Source organism: Candidatus Villigracilis saccharophilus, assembly GCF_016711665.1.
The window spans coordinates 15,656-31,070 of record NZ_JADJSO010000041.1 but is presented as its reverse complement, the minus strand read 5'-3'; the positions used below and the strand labels follow the sequence as shown (position 1 = coordinate 31,070).

The following is a 15,415-nucleotide window of genomic DNA, read 5'->3' as shown; positions in this document are numbered from 1 at the left end:
CCGTGAAAGGGGAATGGAATTATTTTGCGCGCTTTTCAGGTTGTCAAAATTTGGTATCCGGTCACGGCGATTTTACCTTCGTGCACCCCTTGCCCAATGAAGATCTGCGTACCCTCGGATGCCACGCAGAATAATAATATCGTCATTCGAAGTCCGTTGCGTGGATGTATTGGCTAGATAACGGGAAGTTTCAACCATTTGACCAGGTGAAACACGAGGTCGGCTCCGTGGATACCCTCCTGTACCAAAACCACTCGTTTATTGCGAATATTGTTTTGAATGATCAGGTGGCTTCAAGTGACCACCAGATCATACGAAAGGGCTACTCCCTGGTCTATCCTTAGGTTGTGACGGGCAAGGTATTCCGGTGGTCTCACGTTTATGGCGTCCGCCCAGCACCGTGAAATTCAGCCAGCCCAGGCGGGCTGCAAACCCCCCTCAACCCATCGGCGTAATATGGAGTGAAATAACAAGCATGTTCTTTCATCATGGACGGGCGATCGCGTATTTGGGTGGTCTGTTTCGTGACCCACAGATAAACAGGACATTTCCCATACGTTACTCCGTTTGGTTTGAAGTCTAATCCTGAGTGTTAAGCCGCCGGAATAAGCGGAATTAAGACTTTGTTTTAAGTCTCCAGCTGAATTACCTTAACCAGCAGCTAATTTTTATTTCGATGGCGTTAACTTCGACTGGCTATACTACAGTGACATCTTCCATAATTAATTGTGAGAACTGCCATGCCCAGAAAAAGCGCCGACGTCAACTCCAATTGGTCGCGACGATCTCCTATACTTAGCGCGATGGTTGAGACTGCCCTGGCAGACTCAGTGACTGCGCTGAAGGATCGTGATTGGGAAAAATCATTTGTTATCCAGAAAAGCGATGTCCAGATCAATACGAAACGATTTGAATTGGAAGGACAAATCATTGCTGTGATCGGTGCGGAAGGGCCTGTTTCGCATGACCTGCGGTTCCTGGTATCCGCACTTAGTATTTGTACTGAATTGGAAAGGATCGGCGATTACGCCAAAACGATCGCGCGCATTAATATGATGATTGAAGGGGTTGGCATCCCGACGCATGTGAATCACGCCTATGAAATGGGGATCAAGACAGCGGATATGCTGCACTGCGCCATGACGGCATTTATCCATGCCAACGTCCCCTCTGCTGTGCGGATCATTTCAGATGATGATATTATTGACGCACTCTACAACGATCTATTTTCCGGGTTGATGAATTTTGTGAACAGCAGCATGGGTAATACGGAACTGGCCAACCAGCTTTTGTGGGTCGCCCACAATCTGGAGCGGGCAGGAGACCGTGTGACAAATATTTGTGAGCGCACAATCTATGTTGAGACCAGGGACCTCAGGATATGATCCCTGCCTTGCAAAGTAAAAAACTATGGAAACGATCGCTGCAATTGATGTTGGCTCCAATGCCATGCGTATTATGGTCGGCCGGATCGTCTATGACGGGAAGGTAAAGGTGATTGAAAACCTGCGCCTGCCTGTACGGCTCGGACAGGATGCCTTCACGACAGGGATTGTCAGCGATGAAACCGCGCAGCAGTCCGTGGAAGCTTTTAGGCGCTTTCGAAAGATCGCAGATGATCATAAGGCGCGAGAGATCCGGAGCGGTTGCCACCAGTGCAATGCGCGAACTTGCCAATGCGAACTTATTAATTGACCGCATTCGGCGGTCTAGTGGAATTGAGATCGAGGTCATCAGCGGGGAAGAGGAGGCGCGCCTCATTCACCTGGCAGTCTCTCAATCCTTGAATCTGAAAGACAGACACGCGTTATTGATCGACATTGGGGGCGGCAGTGTGGAAGTGACGCTTTCACAAAACGGAAATATCCTCTCTACGGAAAGTTACAATATGGGGACAGTGCGCCTGCTCAAAAAGTTAAGCGGCGAAAAAACTCTGCGATGCCTTTTCATAAACTGGTGCGGGAATACGCTGAAGCGGCGCGTCATCGCATTGACCGTGAGCTTGGTTCAAAAAAAATAGATATTTGCGTCGGGACGGGCGGAAATATTGAAGAAATGGGGAATTTGCGCAAGAAGATTTTCAAACGTGACAGCGACCGTGCCATCACTCTCGAAGAGTTGGATAAACTTGTCGAAACACTGAGCAGGATGAAGGTCGAAGAAAGGATGCGAAAATTCAAGCTGAAGCCTGACCGCGCAGATGTCATCCTGCCCGCATCCATCGTCCTGCAAATGATCGCGCACGAGGCCAAGATCAAGGAAGTGATCATCCCGAATGTTGGCTTGAAAGACGGCGTGCTTTGGGATATGGTTTTCAACCAAAAAAAGAGCTCGCGAGTTTCTCCACGCGAACAGGTATGGGCCTCTGCTTTGAGCCTTGGAGAAAAATACAAATTCGACGCAGAACATGCAAAACTGGTTGCCCGTCACGCGGGGAAGTTATTCGATATGTCAGCCAGCCTGCATAACCTGCCAGAAGAAAATAAGCTGCTGCTGGAAATTGGCGCGTTGTTACACGATATCGGTCATTTCATTAATACGGTTGATCACAACAAACATGGGTATTACATCATAAAAGCCAGCCCGTTGATCGGGCTCTCTGAAGCCCAGCAGAACATTGTAGCCAACATTATGCTGTATCACCGCAAATCAACACCGACGCTGGAAGATGGGTCGTTTCGGGCTCTGACGCCCAAGGAACGGCTTGTGGTGATCAAACTTTCCGCATTGATGCGTATCGCCGACGGGTTGGATGTCAGTCATACGGGGCGTGTGAAGGATATTCAATTTGGCCCCAAGAAAAATATCTGGAAGTTAACACTTCTGGGAGAAGACGATCTACTGCTGGAAAAATGGACACTTGAAAAACGTCAGAAGCTTTTTCAGGATGTGTTTTCGGTAAAGCTTGAGATCACGGAGTAATCACATGGATACACAAACCCTGTTACGGGACACATTAAATTCCCGCTGGGATAAATACAAATCTGAACTTAAGACATGCCGCCGCGAGTTTTCTGAAGAAGCGGTTCATGATTTCCGAGTGGCGGCGCGGCGACTGCTCTCACTACTGGAACTCTTGCGTGAGATATTGCAGGATCCAGGAATAAAAAAGGCGCGTCGTGTCATGAAGGATCAGTTGGATGAGTTGGATGAGTTGCGCAATACGCAGGTTTTGCTTGCCGATCTGTCCGAATCAATTGTAGATACCCCAATGCTTCGACCTTTCCAGGCGCATTTGCAGAAAAAAGAGCGGAAGCTGCTGCGTACAACACGTAAAGAAATAAAATCCATGCAGACAGCTAGCGTCGCAAAGCGGATCAAGCAACTTGAGCAGGCGATGGGAGACCTCGATCTGGCGAGCCTGGATACGAGCTTGTTTTCGGTTGTTGATGAAGCGTTTGCAATTGTCATGCAACGCTACGCACTGGTTGACCCGTCCTTGCCGTCCACAATCCATAGAGTAAGACTGGCATTCAAGAAATTCCGCTATATGGTTGAAGTCATTCATCCCATTCTTCAGGGTTTCCCCGCTGATTATCTCAAGAATTTGCATAACTATCAGTCAGCAATGGGAGATATTCAGGATATGGAAGTGGCTTTGCAGGAGCTCGCAGATTTTAACCAACATGCGCCCGCTTCCTATGACCCCGAACCTGCCCGCTCATATTATAAAGAACGCCACGCCATTGCCCTGGCGGGTTATATCGAAGACAAAGGTGAGATACTCACCTTTTGGCGCACTGCGCCAGATCAACCATTTCCACAGGAGAAAAGAACATGAACTTATATATCATTCGCCACGCAATTGCTGTAGACGAAGGCACGCCTGAATATGAACAGGATAGCGAACGCCCTCTCACAGACAAAGGCAAAAAGAAAATGCGTCAGATATCGAAAGGGTTGCGTACTCTCGGCGCAGACTTTGACCTGATCCTGTCCAGTCCGTATGTCCGCGCAAAGGAAACTGCTGAGATCCTTGCGGATGTTTTCAAGGTCAAAGCTGAAGTCGCTTTCAGTGATAATCTTGTCCCGATGGGTGATCCTGACCTGTTGATCGCTGAAATGAATGAAAAATATAGCGCGAACAGTATTGCGTTGGTTGGGCATGAACCCCAACTAACCGCCCTGGTCAGTTTGCTGGTGGCTGAAAATACAAGTGTGGACATGACCCTCAAGAAAGGCGGTGTGTGCCGACTCTCTGCTGACGATTTGCACCATTCCCGCAAGGCTACATTGGAATGGCTGCTTACGCCCGGTATTCTGGTTGAGATCGGCGAAAAATAAAGCTCGAAGACCAGACAGGTTTTCACGCAATTTCGATTGACCGATCTGATTTTGATTGACAGGAAATTTTCTAAACACACGCTGCAACGAAAGTTGTCAGGTCTCTACTCAGAAAGAAAAATATATGATTGAGCAAAAAAATAATCCACCCGAAATCGTTCCCGTTGATCTTACCTCTCCCGCTCTTTATATTAACCGTGAGTTGAGTCTGCTCGAATTTCAGCGCCGCGTGCTCGAAGAGGCCTGGGATGAATCCAAGCCATTGCTTGAACGCGCAAAATTCCTCGCCATCTTTGGTTCGAACATGGATGAGTTCTTTATGGTACGTGTCTCGGGTATTCGCAAACAGGTGGAAGCGCACATTATGAATACCTCGCCCGATGGTCTGACTCCGCCCGAGCAGCTCGCTGCGATCCGTAGGCTGGCTCTGGAATTAATGGTTGACGCGCAGCGTTGTTATCAACGCAAGCTTTTGCCTAAGCTGGATAAAGAAGGCATTCATATCATTGAGTATCAAAAATTAAATAAAACGCAAAAAGAGCGTGCCGATACATATTTCAAGGAAGTGGTCTATCCCGTACTTACACCGCTCGCGTTGGATCCCGGGCATCCATTCCCGCATATTTCAAATTTAAGTTTGAATCTCGCTATTGTGATCCGCGACAAAAAAGGGAATGATAAATTTGCGCGTCTAAAGGTGCCGGATACCCTGCCGCGCCTTTTGCCGATCAAGCGTTCATCCGGCGGAGTCCGCAAGGATGGGACGATCCCACAACAGCATTATTTTGTCTGGCTGGAACAAGTCATTGCAGCCAATCTCCATGATCTCTTCCCCGGCATGGAGGTGACTGCCGCGCATCCTTTCCGTATTGTGCGCGATGCCGATATTGAAATACAGGAACTCGAAGCCGACGATCTGCTTGAGACTATGCAGCAGAATATCCGCAAACGCAAGTTCGGCTCAGTGATTCAGGTAGCTGTGTACGAATCCATGCCTGAAAATATCCGCGAACTGTTGGTGGATAATCTTGAAATATCCCATAACGACGTGTACGTTTTGGAAAGTCCTCATGGACTAAGCGGGTTATGGCCGCTTTACAATACTGTGGAACGGCACGAGCTAAAAGACCCACCCTACAAGCAGCGAATTCCCAAAGCATTTAAACGTGCTGTGACACCAACAGATTTTTTTGATGCGATCAAAAACGGAAACATCCTGCTTCATCATCCATATGACTCATTTAATCCTGTGGTTGATTTTTTAAATGCCGCCGCGCGCGATCCGCAGGTACTGGCGATCAAACAAACCCTGTATCGCGTGGGGTCTAACGCACCTGTCGTTGAAGCTCTGCTTGAGGCGGCTGAATGCGGAAAACAAGTGGCGGTGCTGGTCGAGCTCAAAGCGCGTTTCGATGAAGAATCAAATATTGGCTGGGCGCGTGCCTTGGAAGAGGTCGGGGTGCATGTTGTTTATGGTCTTGTTGGTTTGAAAACCCATTGCAAAGTCACCATGGTTGTCCGTCAGGAGGGTGAGGGCATTCGCCGCTACTTACATCTTGCAACGGGAAACTACAATGCCAATACCTCCCGTATTTATGAAGATATCGGCATGTTTACCTGTGACGAGAGTATGGGTGCCGATACAACTGATTTATTTAATTACCTGACGGGATACTCCACAAAACAGGAGTATCGTAAATTATTGGTTGCTCCTGTCAGCCTGCGTAAAAAACTGGAAAAAATGATCCAGCGTGAGATCGAACATGCCCAGCAGGGACGCAAAGCACACTTAATATTTAAAGTAAATTCATTGGTTGACCCGCACATGATCCAACTTTTGTATCAGGCGTCACAGGCGGGCGTGCAGGTGGAATTGTTGGTACGCGGAATGTGCTGTCTGCGGCCTGGCATTAAGGGTGTCAGCGAAAGAATCCGTGTCACCAGTATTGTCGGACGCTATCTTGAGCACAGTCGTTTATATTATTTTCACAATGATGGCAGGGAAAATGTCTATCTTGGCAGCGCAGACCTGATGTCGCGCAACCTCAACCGCCGGGTGGAGGTTGTTTTCCCTGTCGAGAGCAAGGAACATATCCTGCATTTGCGTGAGCGGGTTTTGGGAACTTATTTAAAGGATAATTCCAGTGCGCGGGTTCTGCAGTCCGACGGTTCATATATTAGACCCCTGCCTGAGGCAGGCAAGGATGTGATTGATGTTCAGGGTGAATTTATGAATTAAAGGATTGCCGGGGGAATACATTTACACCAATACAAAAGTCCCCGTGTCAGTTCTGGCACGGGGACTGATATTGAATTTATCCCTCAAATCGATAGCCGCCGCCCCGTACTGTAACAATACGGGTCGGGCTGGATGGATTAATCTCAAGCTTTTGACGCAGCCAACTGATATGCACATCTACAGTGCGCGTGTCGCCGATGAACTCCCAACTCCACACACGTCCCAAAATATTTTCACGCGAAAGCATCTGACGGCGATGTTCGGCAAAAAAGAGCAAGAGGTCGTATTCCTTTGGTTTGAGACGCACTGGCTTGCCGTTCAGTGTGACTTCCCGTCGGGTAATATCTATAATCAAGTTATCAAATGTAAGCACAGCATGCTTTGCAGCACTTTCCGTGGAATTCCCCATTGCTTCACGCAGCAGTCGGGTCCGCCTTATTTGCGATTTTACTCGCGCCAATAATTCGCGCATTGAAAATGGCTTGGTTACATAATCGTCTGCACCAACCTCCAAACCGAACACGCGGTCAATTTCGTCGTCACGCGCGGTAAGCATCAAAATGGAGGTGGACATTTCGGAGCGGAGAATACGCGCCACTTCAAAGCCGTCTATTTCAGGCAGCATGATATCCAAAAGGATCAAGTCGGGTCTCAAACGACGGGCAACATCGAGTGCGGCGCGGCCGTCCCCGGCGACCTCAACTTCATACCCTTCTTTTTTAAGATTATATGCAAGCGTTTCCTGCAGGGAAATTTCATCTTCAACGACAAGAATTTTTTCAGCCATTAATTAAAAAATATACCATAAAGGAAATATCCGCCTGTTAAGATGTTGTTAAGGCTTGTTATCCAAAGGTTAATATAACAAAATCCGCGAAATGTTCATTAAATTCTCTGTTCAATCAAGGTGGCGCCCTTTGCGAAGCATCCTGTGGGCGTCACCGGGGATAGAGACGAGGACGTATATGCAAGATTTCTAATGAAAGGCGCGAAATGTTCTAAAAATGAGAATGGTTTAATGTTGATAGTGAAACGTTATTTAATCGTTAACTCGCCATTAAATTTCTTTTGGAAAAGATGGATACAATATTTATTGTAACTAATTCGACACAATTCATCTTATATTCAGAGGAGAAAATTTAAGTATGTACAAGAACAACAAAACAATCAGTTCGGCTCTGTTGGTGATTGCCCTGACCTTTGTTTCGGTTGGGACAGCATTCGCCAGATCCCTGACCGGCCCCAGCAGTTCCAAGGCGCCGTATATTGTTTCCAATACCAAAGGCGTGGATGTCAAATCCATTCTTACCGTGGGCGATTCTGTGAACCTGAAACCGGATGGTACCCCCTATCGCATGGTAGGGCTTGCCGATGGCTTGGGCGCGTTTGAAAACGAAGACGGTCCCGACGACACCTTTACCCTTCTGATGAACCATGAAATAGCGCCCCCGGCTGGTATCGTGCGTGCCCACGGCGCCGCGGGAGCTTTTATTTCAAAATGGATCATTAACAAGGATGATCTCAGTGTGGTCAGCGGTGAAGACTTGATCAAGAATGTGATGGTCTGGAATGTAACCACCGGTCAATATGAGCCAGCCACAGTTGCTCAAAAAACCTTTTCACGTTTCTGTTCCGCTGACCTGCCCGGAAAATCAGCATTCTATGATGATGGCCTTGGATATAAAGGCCGCATTTTTATGAATGGTGAAGAATCTGGAGCTGAAGGCCGCGGCTTTGCTCACCTGATGGATGGCACCAGCTATGAATTACCTCATCTGGGCAAATTCAGCTGGGAGAATTCAATTGCCAACTCTGAAACTGGGATTAAAACTGTTGTTGCCGGAACCGATGACGGCGCGGGCGGACAGGTTTATTTCTATGTTGGGACCAAGACGGATTCTGACAATCCAGTTGAAGCGGCTGGTTTGACCAACGGCGAATTGTTCAGTATCAAAGTGGAAGGCATGGATGTTGAAACAAACAGCACAGTCCTCAGCGGACCTGCCGCCTTTACTGCTTATAATTTTGGCGATGTTTCCAGCTGGAGCGGTGCCAAGCTTGAAGGGGAAAGCAAGGATGCCAGCGGCGCGTTCCGTGTGACTTCCTTCCAGCGTCCGGAAGATGGCGCCTGGGATCCCCGCAACCCGAACGACTTCTATTTTGTGACCACCGCCAGCTTTACCGGCAACAGCCGCCTTTGGGTGATTCACTTCAATGACGCCTCAGACCCATCTGCTGGCGGTACTGTTGAAATGCTCCTCGATGGTACTGAAGGCCAGAAGATGATGGATAACCTGGCCATGAACGAACACGGACAGATTTTCATTCAGGAAGACCCGGGCAATCAGGCTTATGTTGCCAAGATCTGGAAGTATGATATCCGCCGTGACAAGTTGACCGAGATTGCCCAGCACGATGCCGCTTTGTTCACCCCCGGTGCGGCTGGCTTCCTGACCCAGGATGAAGAATCCTCCGGGATCATTGATGCCGCTGAGATCATCGACGATGGCTGGTTCCTCCTGGTTCAGCAGGTACACGCTCGCAGCACCGACGCCGAACTTGTGGAAGGCGGACAGCTGCTTGCCATTCGCATAAAGAAATAGAGAATATTCAAGCTTTAGAAATATTCGAGACGGCAATTATCAAATTGCCGTCTCGATTTTTAAGTGATGGATGGATCGAAAATTCGTAAACTGATCAGGACTTGGCATACGATAAGTGTTGCTGCAAAACGCGCCGGGCAGACTGCTCCACTTCCAATAAAACATTTTGATGATTTGCTCCAGACAGCACTTCGCCAAATGTAACACGCGGGGTTAGACCAAACAATTCCCTGTCGCTCAAAACTTGACGTATCATCTGGTAAATGAATGCCAATCGCTGACGGTCTGCGCGAGTTCCACGGAACCAGGTGATCGGGTGGCGCATGGATGCCGGGGCGATGACTCCGCTCACGGTTGTGACCAGCACTCGGGTCAGCGGGACGCGATGAAGGAAAATCTCCAAACTGCGCGACCACTTGTCAAATTCCGCATCAGGGTTGGGCATAAAAGCAGGGTCGGGCTCGATCCCGCCGCGCGGAAAGATCAATAATGCGCCACCATTCTTCAAATGCTGGACCGCATTCCGAACGGTTTGCATTCGCCCAAAAGTATTTTTGGCGGGCGGCGAGAAAATGGCATATTGACTGACATGCGGTAAATACCCATAGGCGGGGATTTCGCCAATCATGATCTTATAGTCCGAACGATTGACATATGCAGAGATAAGCAGCCCGTCGTAGGAAGCAGGATGATTGGCAACGATTAGCAGGGGACCGTCACGCGGAATGATCTCCATTCCTTGCGCTTCATGCCCTGCTACAAAATGAGACAGTAGCCAGCGCGCGCCTGCGGCAGATCCGTTCCGGCCGACCTCATCATCAAATCTCAAAACCACCTCAGCGAACCGGCGTGTCGCTTTACCGAACAATAAATGAAGCAGGCTGCGTGTGCTGCCTGTTTGCGGCAACCCGATTGCCTTTGCCAGTTCATTGAGAAGGGTGTTGTTTAGTTTGTAAAGATTTGGGTGAATAGTGGTCAATGCCATGTTAATTCAGTGGTACATGGTTTTGGTTAAATTAAAACCATGTTACTTTGTGATGCCGTCATCTGCTTTATTACCCGCCAACCGCAAGAGACCCAGGCCGACCATGGCCCACCAGGGAAACCAAAATAATCCACCGGCGAACATAAGCGGAGTTGACAGGGAAGGAGCAATGATCATGCTGAGTTGGGTGGCAAATGTGAGCATGCTCGCCAGAATTCCAAACCAGGCTGTAATTTTGTTGAAAGTGTTGCTTTGCAGCATAACAAATGAAATTAGCAATACGCCGATCGACATGAATAGGAACCCGATCGTTTGTGGGGTGGGAGTTCCCAATGAACCCAGTGCTTCTCCGGCTGACAGGAGTGTGGCGCGCTCAGCCTCTGTAATCGCGCTTGCAAAACGATCACTGAGCGGCAACAGGGAGAGCATGTCGATGCGTGGGACGATAAAAACACCCACGCCGAGGAGTGCAAAAAATGCCGCGATGACCATCAGTGATTTATTTGTTTTCGTGAGCGCCGCATGCAAGGCAAGGAACATGATGCCCAAGAATGAAATGGAGAAAATATCCAGGGCATTAAGATAAAAAAGGCCAAGCAGTTTGTTCTGTTGGATGAGCAGGAACCAGTCTCTGGTCGAGGCTGGATACGAATCCCATGAAATCAGACTCAGTTCGCTTATATAAAAGACGAGTGTCAAGAGAGGCGCTATACCACCAATGCGGTACAGATCCTTCCATTCCGATTCAACAGAAGATGACATTTAATTCTCCTTGGCGATCTGGTTGAAAATCTTTGTCCGCATTACCAGACCCTGATTTGCAAATGAATAGTACAGCGACTGCACCGTAAGAATTTATTCTGTTATCTTACGGAGTGTCGCTCCGTTCACATTGTCCCGATGTCCTTCGGGAGGTAATCACGATTGCGTGCGTAAGGTGAATAACAAATGTCTATTCGAGAATTTGTAAAAATAAGGGGATCAGTGCCGGGTCAAATAGGGCGCCGGATTCTTTGGTCAAATAATCTTTGACCATGCCTGCCTTCCAGGCAGCCCGGTATGGACGGTCTGAAGAAAGGGCGTCCCAAACATCGATGATCGTGAAAATGCGTGCAGCGAGAGGGATTTCCTCGCCCCGTAATCCGCGCGGGTATCCTTTTCCGTTCCAATGTTCATGGTGACAATATGGAATATCCATAACATGCTGGAAGGAAGAGATGGCGGATATTAAGTCGTGTGCATACTGGGGGTGCATCTGCATAATCGCCCATTCGGTTTCTGTTAATTTTCCCTGTTTGAATAAAATCCTGTCCGGGATTGCGATTTTTCCAATATCATGCAAGAGTGATCCAATGCGAATTCCGTTAAGAGCTTCCTCTGGAATTCCTACTTTTTCTGCCATTTTCAAGGTCATGTCTGTGACGCGCTTTGTGTGCGATTCGGTTTCATGATCCCGCAGATACAACATGTGAAGCAAGGCTTGGAGCGTTTCTGTTTGGGCTTCGTCCGTAGGAGTGGCCGGTTCGCGCTCTTCCATCCTGAACATTTTTGTGCTTGGTCGCGTCTCGCCCTGCGCTTCATTCCACACCATTACTTTATTGCGTCCTTTATTTTTGGCGACATAAACAGCTTCATCCGCTTCGGTTAACAGTCTGTCGAAGGTGCTGTTTGATCCTTTTGAATGACTGATCCCGATGCTGATCGTTACCCGAATTTGATACCAGTTGATGGTGTGAAAAATACTCGCAATATTCTGGCGTAATTCTTCCGCAAATTGAAATGCAGACTCTTTGGAAACATCCTCCATGAAAACAACGAATTCTTCGCCGCCGAAACGCCCCAATACATCTTTTTCACGGAGCTGTTCATGAATCTTTTGCGCAACTGATTTTATGACTTCATCGCCGATCATATGACCGTAACGGTCGTTAATCGCTTTGAATTTATCAATGTCGATCATCAATACCGCGTGTTCCAGGTCAAGATGCCGTATCGTTGCCAGCCGCGGATTGATGCTTTCAAAAAAGCCGCGGCGGTTATTGACATGAGTTAAGGGATCCCGGGTGGACAGGGTGTGAACCTCGGAGTACAACCCCTGGAGCGTATCTTGCTGCGCGATAAGCAGGCTGTGCATCGAAACGACCCGGTACCCGCTTGGATGCGCAACTACGATGGGTTTATAAAGGTTTTTTTCACCTCTCATCAATGCAGCTTTTACCGCTTCAGCAACAGTCATGTCCGAGTCCAAAACAAGGCTTGACAGGCCCAAAGTCTCATAGAATTGCTTGGCGCTGTTCTTCAGAAATAATTCCACCCCAAACGGCCTGCCCAACTTTTCGTAAACATCCTCGCGGGCGATCATACCCACTAATATTTTTTGCTCAAAAATCAAAACACCGGGAATATTTATGTTTTTATCGAGCACAGTCAAAAGTTCCCTGACTGTTTGATAAGCGTCCATGCAAATATCCCAAAAAGGCAGCGCCCCCAACGTTCCATTATCGGACTGACCGTCAATTTTTAACAAGGTTGGCATATAGTACTCAGGAAATGAACTCATTCATATCACCATTTTTTGATTTTACTTTGTCTGACGATTCTCATAGTTAAGGCCTGGTTAACAGTTATAGTAATCCGAATTATTGGCATGGAAGGCTGCCTTCAAAAAAAATTCTATTAACTATTATTTGTTTTTAAAACCTCGTTATCTATCCCGCTCCGCTCGAGCCGCCGCCGGATGCGCCGCCTCCTCCATCTCCGCCAGCGCTGGCGCCTGCTGAATCAGATGCGGACATCACGGCAACCATCGCGCCAAAATCGCCGTCACTACCGGCCATTGTATGGAACCAGATGGGCAGAGGGACGCCGCCAAGTTGCTGAAAATATTTTGCCCAATGCGCGCCCAGGCCAAATACTGCGGCGTACGCCAGATAACGCTCAAAAACATCCGGGCTGATCGCAGGCTCCTTGCCCTTGCTGACTTGCTTTAGGTATTCAGAAAAACCTTTCCAGCGCATGGATTGCTCTTCGCCGGCAGGAGTCAACAGTGAGAATGTGCCTGCATAGATCAGCAATGGGATGGAAAGCACGAACGCACCCGCGCTGATTCCTGCCGCTGCGGCAATGAGCATGATCCACTTTGTGTTTCCAGCGACTGTAATTCCTCCAAAGATCATACTGATAATAAACAGCGCAAGCGCTATGATCATTATCAGGAAGCCGGTAATTAATAGGCTTGCCTGTTTTTGCTTGCGCTCAAGATCGAACCAGCCGCGCTGAATAAGTTCCTGCTCCAAAGGTTCATCGAAAAGTTTACTCTTCGTTCCAAGTCGCGTGGCAATTTCATTCATATTGATCTGCATTTCATCAGGCTTGAACAGCGCATTCAGCAAGCCTTGTTCGTGAGGCTTAAGGAAACTCGCGCTTTCCTTGCGTGCCAATACATGATTCTTCGTCCCCAGAAATCCTTTTTCTTCGCGCACTTCCAGAATATCACGTTTGGCGAGATCAAAAATAGCGCCCATGAAATTGTGCTGCTGCCCGGTCAATTTTCCGATGAGCGCCGGGGAAATATCCGCTGGCGGGTTGGCGTTGATCACAACAGAGCTGAGATTCAATTCGCGAGCATTGTTTCGGATGTAATTGAATAATCCAAATCCTCCCAGCACCAGTGTCGCAATGGCAGCCATAAAACCAACAGGCAGGGCGCGTGATGCAGCCGCATCTGACAGCTCTTTTTGGGCCTGCCATTGCGGTGCGGCTTGCGTGATGCTGTCGGGCGCGAAGCGTGCTGTCAGAATAAGATCTTCATCGTTTGCGAGTCCGCTTGAGCTGAGGATGATACGATTCTCTATCAAAGAAGATTCAAAGTTGCGGCTGAGCGTCGGTGCTTCGAGCAGTGTCGCTTTCGATGGATGAGTCAACGTGATGGTGGAATTTGTGATCGAATAATCGTGAACTTCAGGGATGGCGCGCCAGATGAGCATGTCGGCAGCGCCTTTGCGGATCAGACCGTCAGCCTGATAGCGGACCGTGAACACGTGCGCCGCATCCGACGTGGGTGGAAAACGCCACGTGACCTTGAGTGGATTCCCAAGCTCGACTTCCACCTGTCCGGCTTGTGTTCCCTGTGACATGGGCACACCGTCCATGCTGGCATTAAGGAATGTGACGCCATCGGTTTCTGTCGTGGATATTTCGCGGAAGGCAAATGTAAAATCGCCGCCCACGAAACGGAACTCGACGGTCTCAGTCACGATCGCTGAGCCATTTTCTTGCAGGTCAACCTGCACGTCGAAGCGCTCCGCGTAATAAGATTTCGCCGCCGCTGCAGGGCTGGCAATGATCAATGTAATCAACAAAACAATGAACATGGAAAGAGCAAGTTTTTTTGTCATAAGTTCCTCCGTTTAAACTTACGTTTAATAGGTTTGAAGGGTGGCAGTTTTAACCAATCGTTAACCGCTCAAAAATGCCCCAGACGTTCAAAGGAACGCTGGGGCAAAGTATTGTAGAGAAATGACTCGCAGATTTGATTTCGTGACCTTGTATTTCAAATTCACCTTTTTACACCAGTGATGTTTTTTCCAGTTCTTCATCGAATTGCATTAATTCAGCCTGTTCAGTCTGTAGGACTTGCAGCAACGGTGGAATTTTTGCTTCAATTTGTTTTGCATCGCGGCCTTTCAAGCTGACGATGCCTGTCACCACACTATCCACCGAGTTGTTCGTCCCGGTGAGCTGCGCTTCAAAACGCGAGAGCAACGTGCTGATATTTTTTACCTGTGTTTTGCGGGTTTGCAGGGATTTGATCGTCTCCTCATATTCCCTTTTTCCAGTTACATCAGCTGCGCCTCGGATTTTCTCCTGCATTTCCTCGATCTCTTTATCAAAATTACTCGAAATCTGCTGAACTGCAAAATTATTATCAAGTGCAGTCATATTCAGGCAGAGTTGATAAGCATGTTCGGTTAGTTCATCCAGCGTATCCTGAATGGGCAGAATGGCTCTCCGAAATGCTGGAGAGACACCTTGCAAAGAATTGAAAATGGAGATGCGCGCCCGATCAAGACGATCGAAGCGGGTTTGAAAACGCTGTGCCAGCGGTTCTCGTGATTGACGCGTGAAGGTGATCTGCACCCCGGGATCGCGCGCGATGACGATCACCATCACCAGCCAGAACACAAGTCCGATTGGAGCGAGCCACCAAGCCGAACACAGGCCGGCGGCAACTGTCAGCGCAAGCATGGACAGGTTGATCGGATTCAGAAGCGCGGTGAGAAGAGGGGGGCGATTGTTCATTTC

Annotated in this window: 14 protein-coding genes; 8 read left to right on the top strand and 6 right to left on the bottom strand. The window is 48.5% G+C overall.

Annotation, left to right across the window (positions count from 1 at the left end):
• Positions 1-740: 740 nt before the first annotated feature.
• From phoU to ppk1, 7 genes are all read left to right on the top strand, one after another.
• Complete coding sequence (phoU, locus tag IPL17_RS13370) at positions 741-1,385, top strand: phosphate signaling complex protein PhoU (protein WP_345307584.1); 645 nt, start codon at positions 741-743, stop codon at positions 1,383-1,385.
• 25 nt (positions 1,386-1,410) lie between these two features.
• On the top strand, positions 1,411-1,695 hold the full coding sequence (locus IPL17_RS13365) for a hypothetical protein (protein ID WP_345307583.1): 285 nt from the start codon (positions 1,411-1,413) through the stop codon (positions 1,693-1,695).
• Positions 1,661-2,020 carry a hypothetical protein gene (locus tag IPL17_RS13360; RefSeq protein ID WP_345307582.1) on the top strand — a complete coding sequence of 120 codons (360 nt, stop codon included), beginning with the start codon at positions 1,661-1,663 and terminating at the stop codon, positions 2,018-2,020. Before IPL17_RS13365 ends, IPL17_RS13360 begins: the two co-directional genes overlap by 35 nt.
• Positions 1,939-2,922, top strand: coding sequence for an HD domain-containing protein (locus IPL17_RS13355; protein ID WP_345307581.1), 984 nt, complete (start codon positions 1,939-1,941; stop codon positions 2,920-2,922). The genes IPL17_RS13360 and IPL17_RS13355 overlap by 82 nt, the downstream gene beginning before the upstream one ends.
• A 4-nt stretch (positions 2,923-2,926) precedes the next feature.
• A complete protein-coding gene (locus tag IPL17_RS13350) occupies positions 2,927-3,781 on the top strand; it encodes a CHAD domain-containing protein (RefSeq protein ID WP_345307580.1) in 855 nt (284 codons plus the stop codon).
• A complete protein-coding gene (gene sixA / locus IPL17_RS13345; protein ID WP_345307579.1) occupies positions 3,778-4,284 on the top strand; it encodes a phosphohistidine phosphatase SixA in 507 nt (168 codons plus the stop codon). Before IPL17_RS13350 ends, sixA begins: the two co-directional genes overlap by 4 nt.
• 124 nt (positions 4,285-4,408) lie before the next feature.
• A complete protein-coding gene (gene ppk1, locus IPL17_RS13340) occupies positions 4,409-6,523 on the top strand; it encodes a polyphosphate kinase 1 (RefSeq protein WP_345307578.1) in 2,115 nt (704 codons plus the stop codon).
• Positions 6,524-6,599: 76 nt separating this feature from the next.
• On the opposite strand, the gene IPL17_RS13335 is transcribed toward ppk1, so the two are convergent.
• Entirely contained in the window at positions 6,600-7,310 is a 711-nt protein-coding gene (locus IPL17_RS13335) for a response regulator transcription factor (RefSeq protein ID WP_345307577.1), read from the bottom strand.
• Between the two features lie 358 nt (positions 7,311-7,668).
• Between IPL17_RS13335 and IPL17_RS13330 the strand changes: the two genes are divergently transcribed.
• Positions 7,669-9,126 (top strand): phytase, encoded by a 1,458-nt coding sequence (locus IPL17_RS13330; RefSeq protein WP_345307576.1) that lies wholly within the window; start codon positions 7,669-7,671, stop codon positions 9,124-9,126.
• 94 nt (positions 9,127-9,220) lie between these two features.
• On the opposite strand, the gene IPL17_RS13325 is transcribed toward IPL17_RS13330, so the two are convergent.
• The 5 genes from IPL17_RS13325 to IPL17_RS13305 form a co-directional block, all read right to left on the bottom strand.
• On the bottom strand, positions 9,221-10,111 hold the full coding sequence (locus IPL17_RS13325; protein WP_345307575.1) for a 1-acyl-sn-glycerol-3-phosphate acyltransferase: 891 nt from the start codon (positions 10,109-10,111) through the stop codon (positions 9,221-9,223).
• Positions 10,112-10,153: 42 nt separating this feature from the next.
• Complete coding sequence (locus IPL17_RS13320; protein WP_345307574.1) at positions 10,154-10,873, bottom strand: DUF4386 family protein; 720 nt, start codon at positions 10,871-10,873, stop codon at positions 10,154-10,156.
• A 190-nt stretch (positions 10,874-11,063) separates the two neighbouring features.
• The gene (locus IPL17_RS13315; protein WP_345307573.1) at positions 11,064-12,671 is read right to left on the bottom strand and encodes a diguanylate cyclase; all 1,608 of its coding nucleotides are present in this window, start codon (positions 12,669-12,671) and stop codon (positions 11,064-11,066) included.
• A gap of 148 nt (positions 12,672-12,819) precedes the next feature.
• The gene (locus IPL17_RS13310) at positions 12,820-14,508 is read right to left on the bottom strand and encodes a DUF2207 domain-containing protein (RefSeq protein WP_345307572.1); all 1,689 of its coding nucleotides are present in this window, start codon (positions 14,506-14,508) and stop codon (positions 12,820-12,822) included.
• A 169-nt stretch (positions 14,509-14,677) separates the two neighbouring features.
• Positions 14,678-15,412, bottom strand: coding sequence for a hypothetical protein (locus IPL17_RS13305; protein WP_345307571.1), 735 nt, complete (start codon positions 15,410-15,412; stop codon positions 14,678-14,680).
• Positions 15,413-15,415: the final 3 nt, after the last annotated feature.

Coding starts and splice junctions, on each gene's coding strand:
- phoU (WP_345307584.1), top strand. CDS start 741: ATGCCCAGAAAAAGCGCCGACGTCAACTCCAATTGGTCGCGACGATCT.
- IPL17_RS13365 (WP_345307583.1), top strand. CDS start 1,411: ATGGAAACGATCGCTGCAATTGATGTTGGCTCCAATGCCATGCGTATT.
- IPL17_RS13360 (WP_345307582.1), top strand. CDS start 1,661: ATGCGCGAACTTGCCAATGCGAACTTATTAATTGACCGCATTCGGCGG.
- IPL17_RS13355 (WP_345307581.1), top strand. CDS start 1,939: ATGCCTTTTCATAAACTGGTGCGGGAATACGCTGAAGCGGCGCGTCAT.
- IPL17_RS13350 (WP_345307580.1), top strand. CDS start 2,927: ATGGATACACAAACCCTGTTACGGGACACATTAAATTCCCGCTGGGAT.
- sixA (WP_345307579.1), top strand. CDS start 3,778: ATGAACTTATATATCATTCGCCACGCAATTGCTGTAGACGAAGGCACG.
- ppk1 (WP_345307578.1), top strand. CDS start 4,409: ATGATTGAGCAAAAAAATAATCCACCCGAAATCGTTCCCGTTGATCTT.
- IPL17_RS13335 (WP_345307577.1), bottom strand. CDS start 7,310: ATGGCTGAAAAAATTCTTGTCGTTGAAGATGAAATTTCCCTGCAGGAA.
- IPL17_RS13330 (WP_345307576.1), top strand. CDS start 7,669: ATGTACAAGAACAACAAAACAATCAGTTCGGCTCTGTTGGTGATTGCC.
- IPL17_RS13325 (WP_345307575.1), bottom strand. CDS start 10,111: ATGGCATTGACCACTATTCACCCAAATCTTTACAAACTAAACAACACC.
- IPL17_RS13320 (WP_345307574.1), bottom strand. CDS start 10,873: ATGTCATCTTCTGTTGAATCGGAATGGAAGGATCTGTACCGCATTGGT.
- IPL17_RS13315 (WP_345307573.1), bottom strand. CDS start 12,671: ATGAGTTCATTTCCTGAGTACTATATGCCAACCTTGTTAAAAATTGAC.
- IPL17_RS13310 (WP_345307572.1), bottom strand. CDS start 14,508: ATGACAAAAAAACTTGCTCTTTCCATGTTCATTGTTTTGTTGATTACA.
- IPL17_RS13305 (WP_345307571.1), bottom strand. CDS start 15,412: ATGAACAATCGCCCCCCTCTTCTCACCGCGCTTCTGAATCCGATCAAC.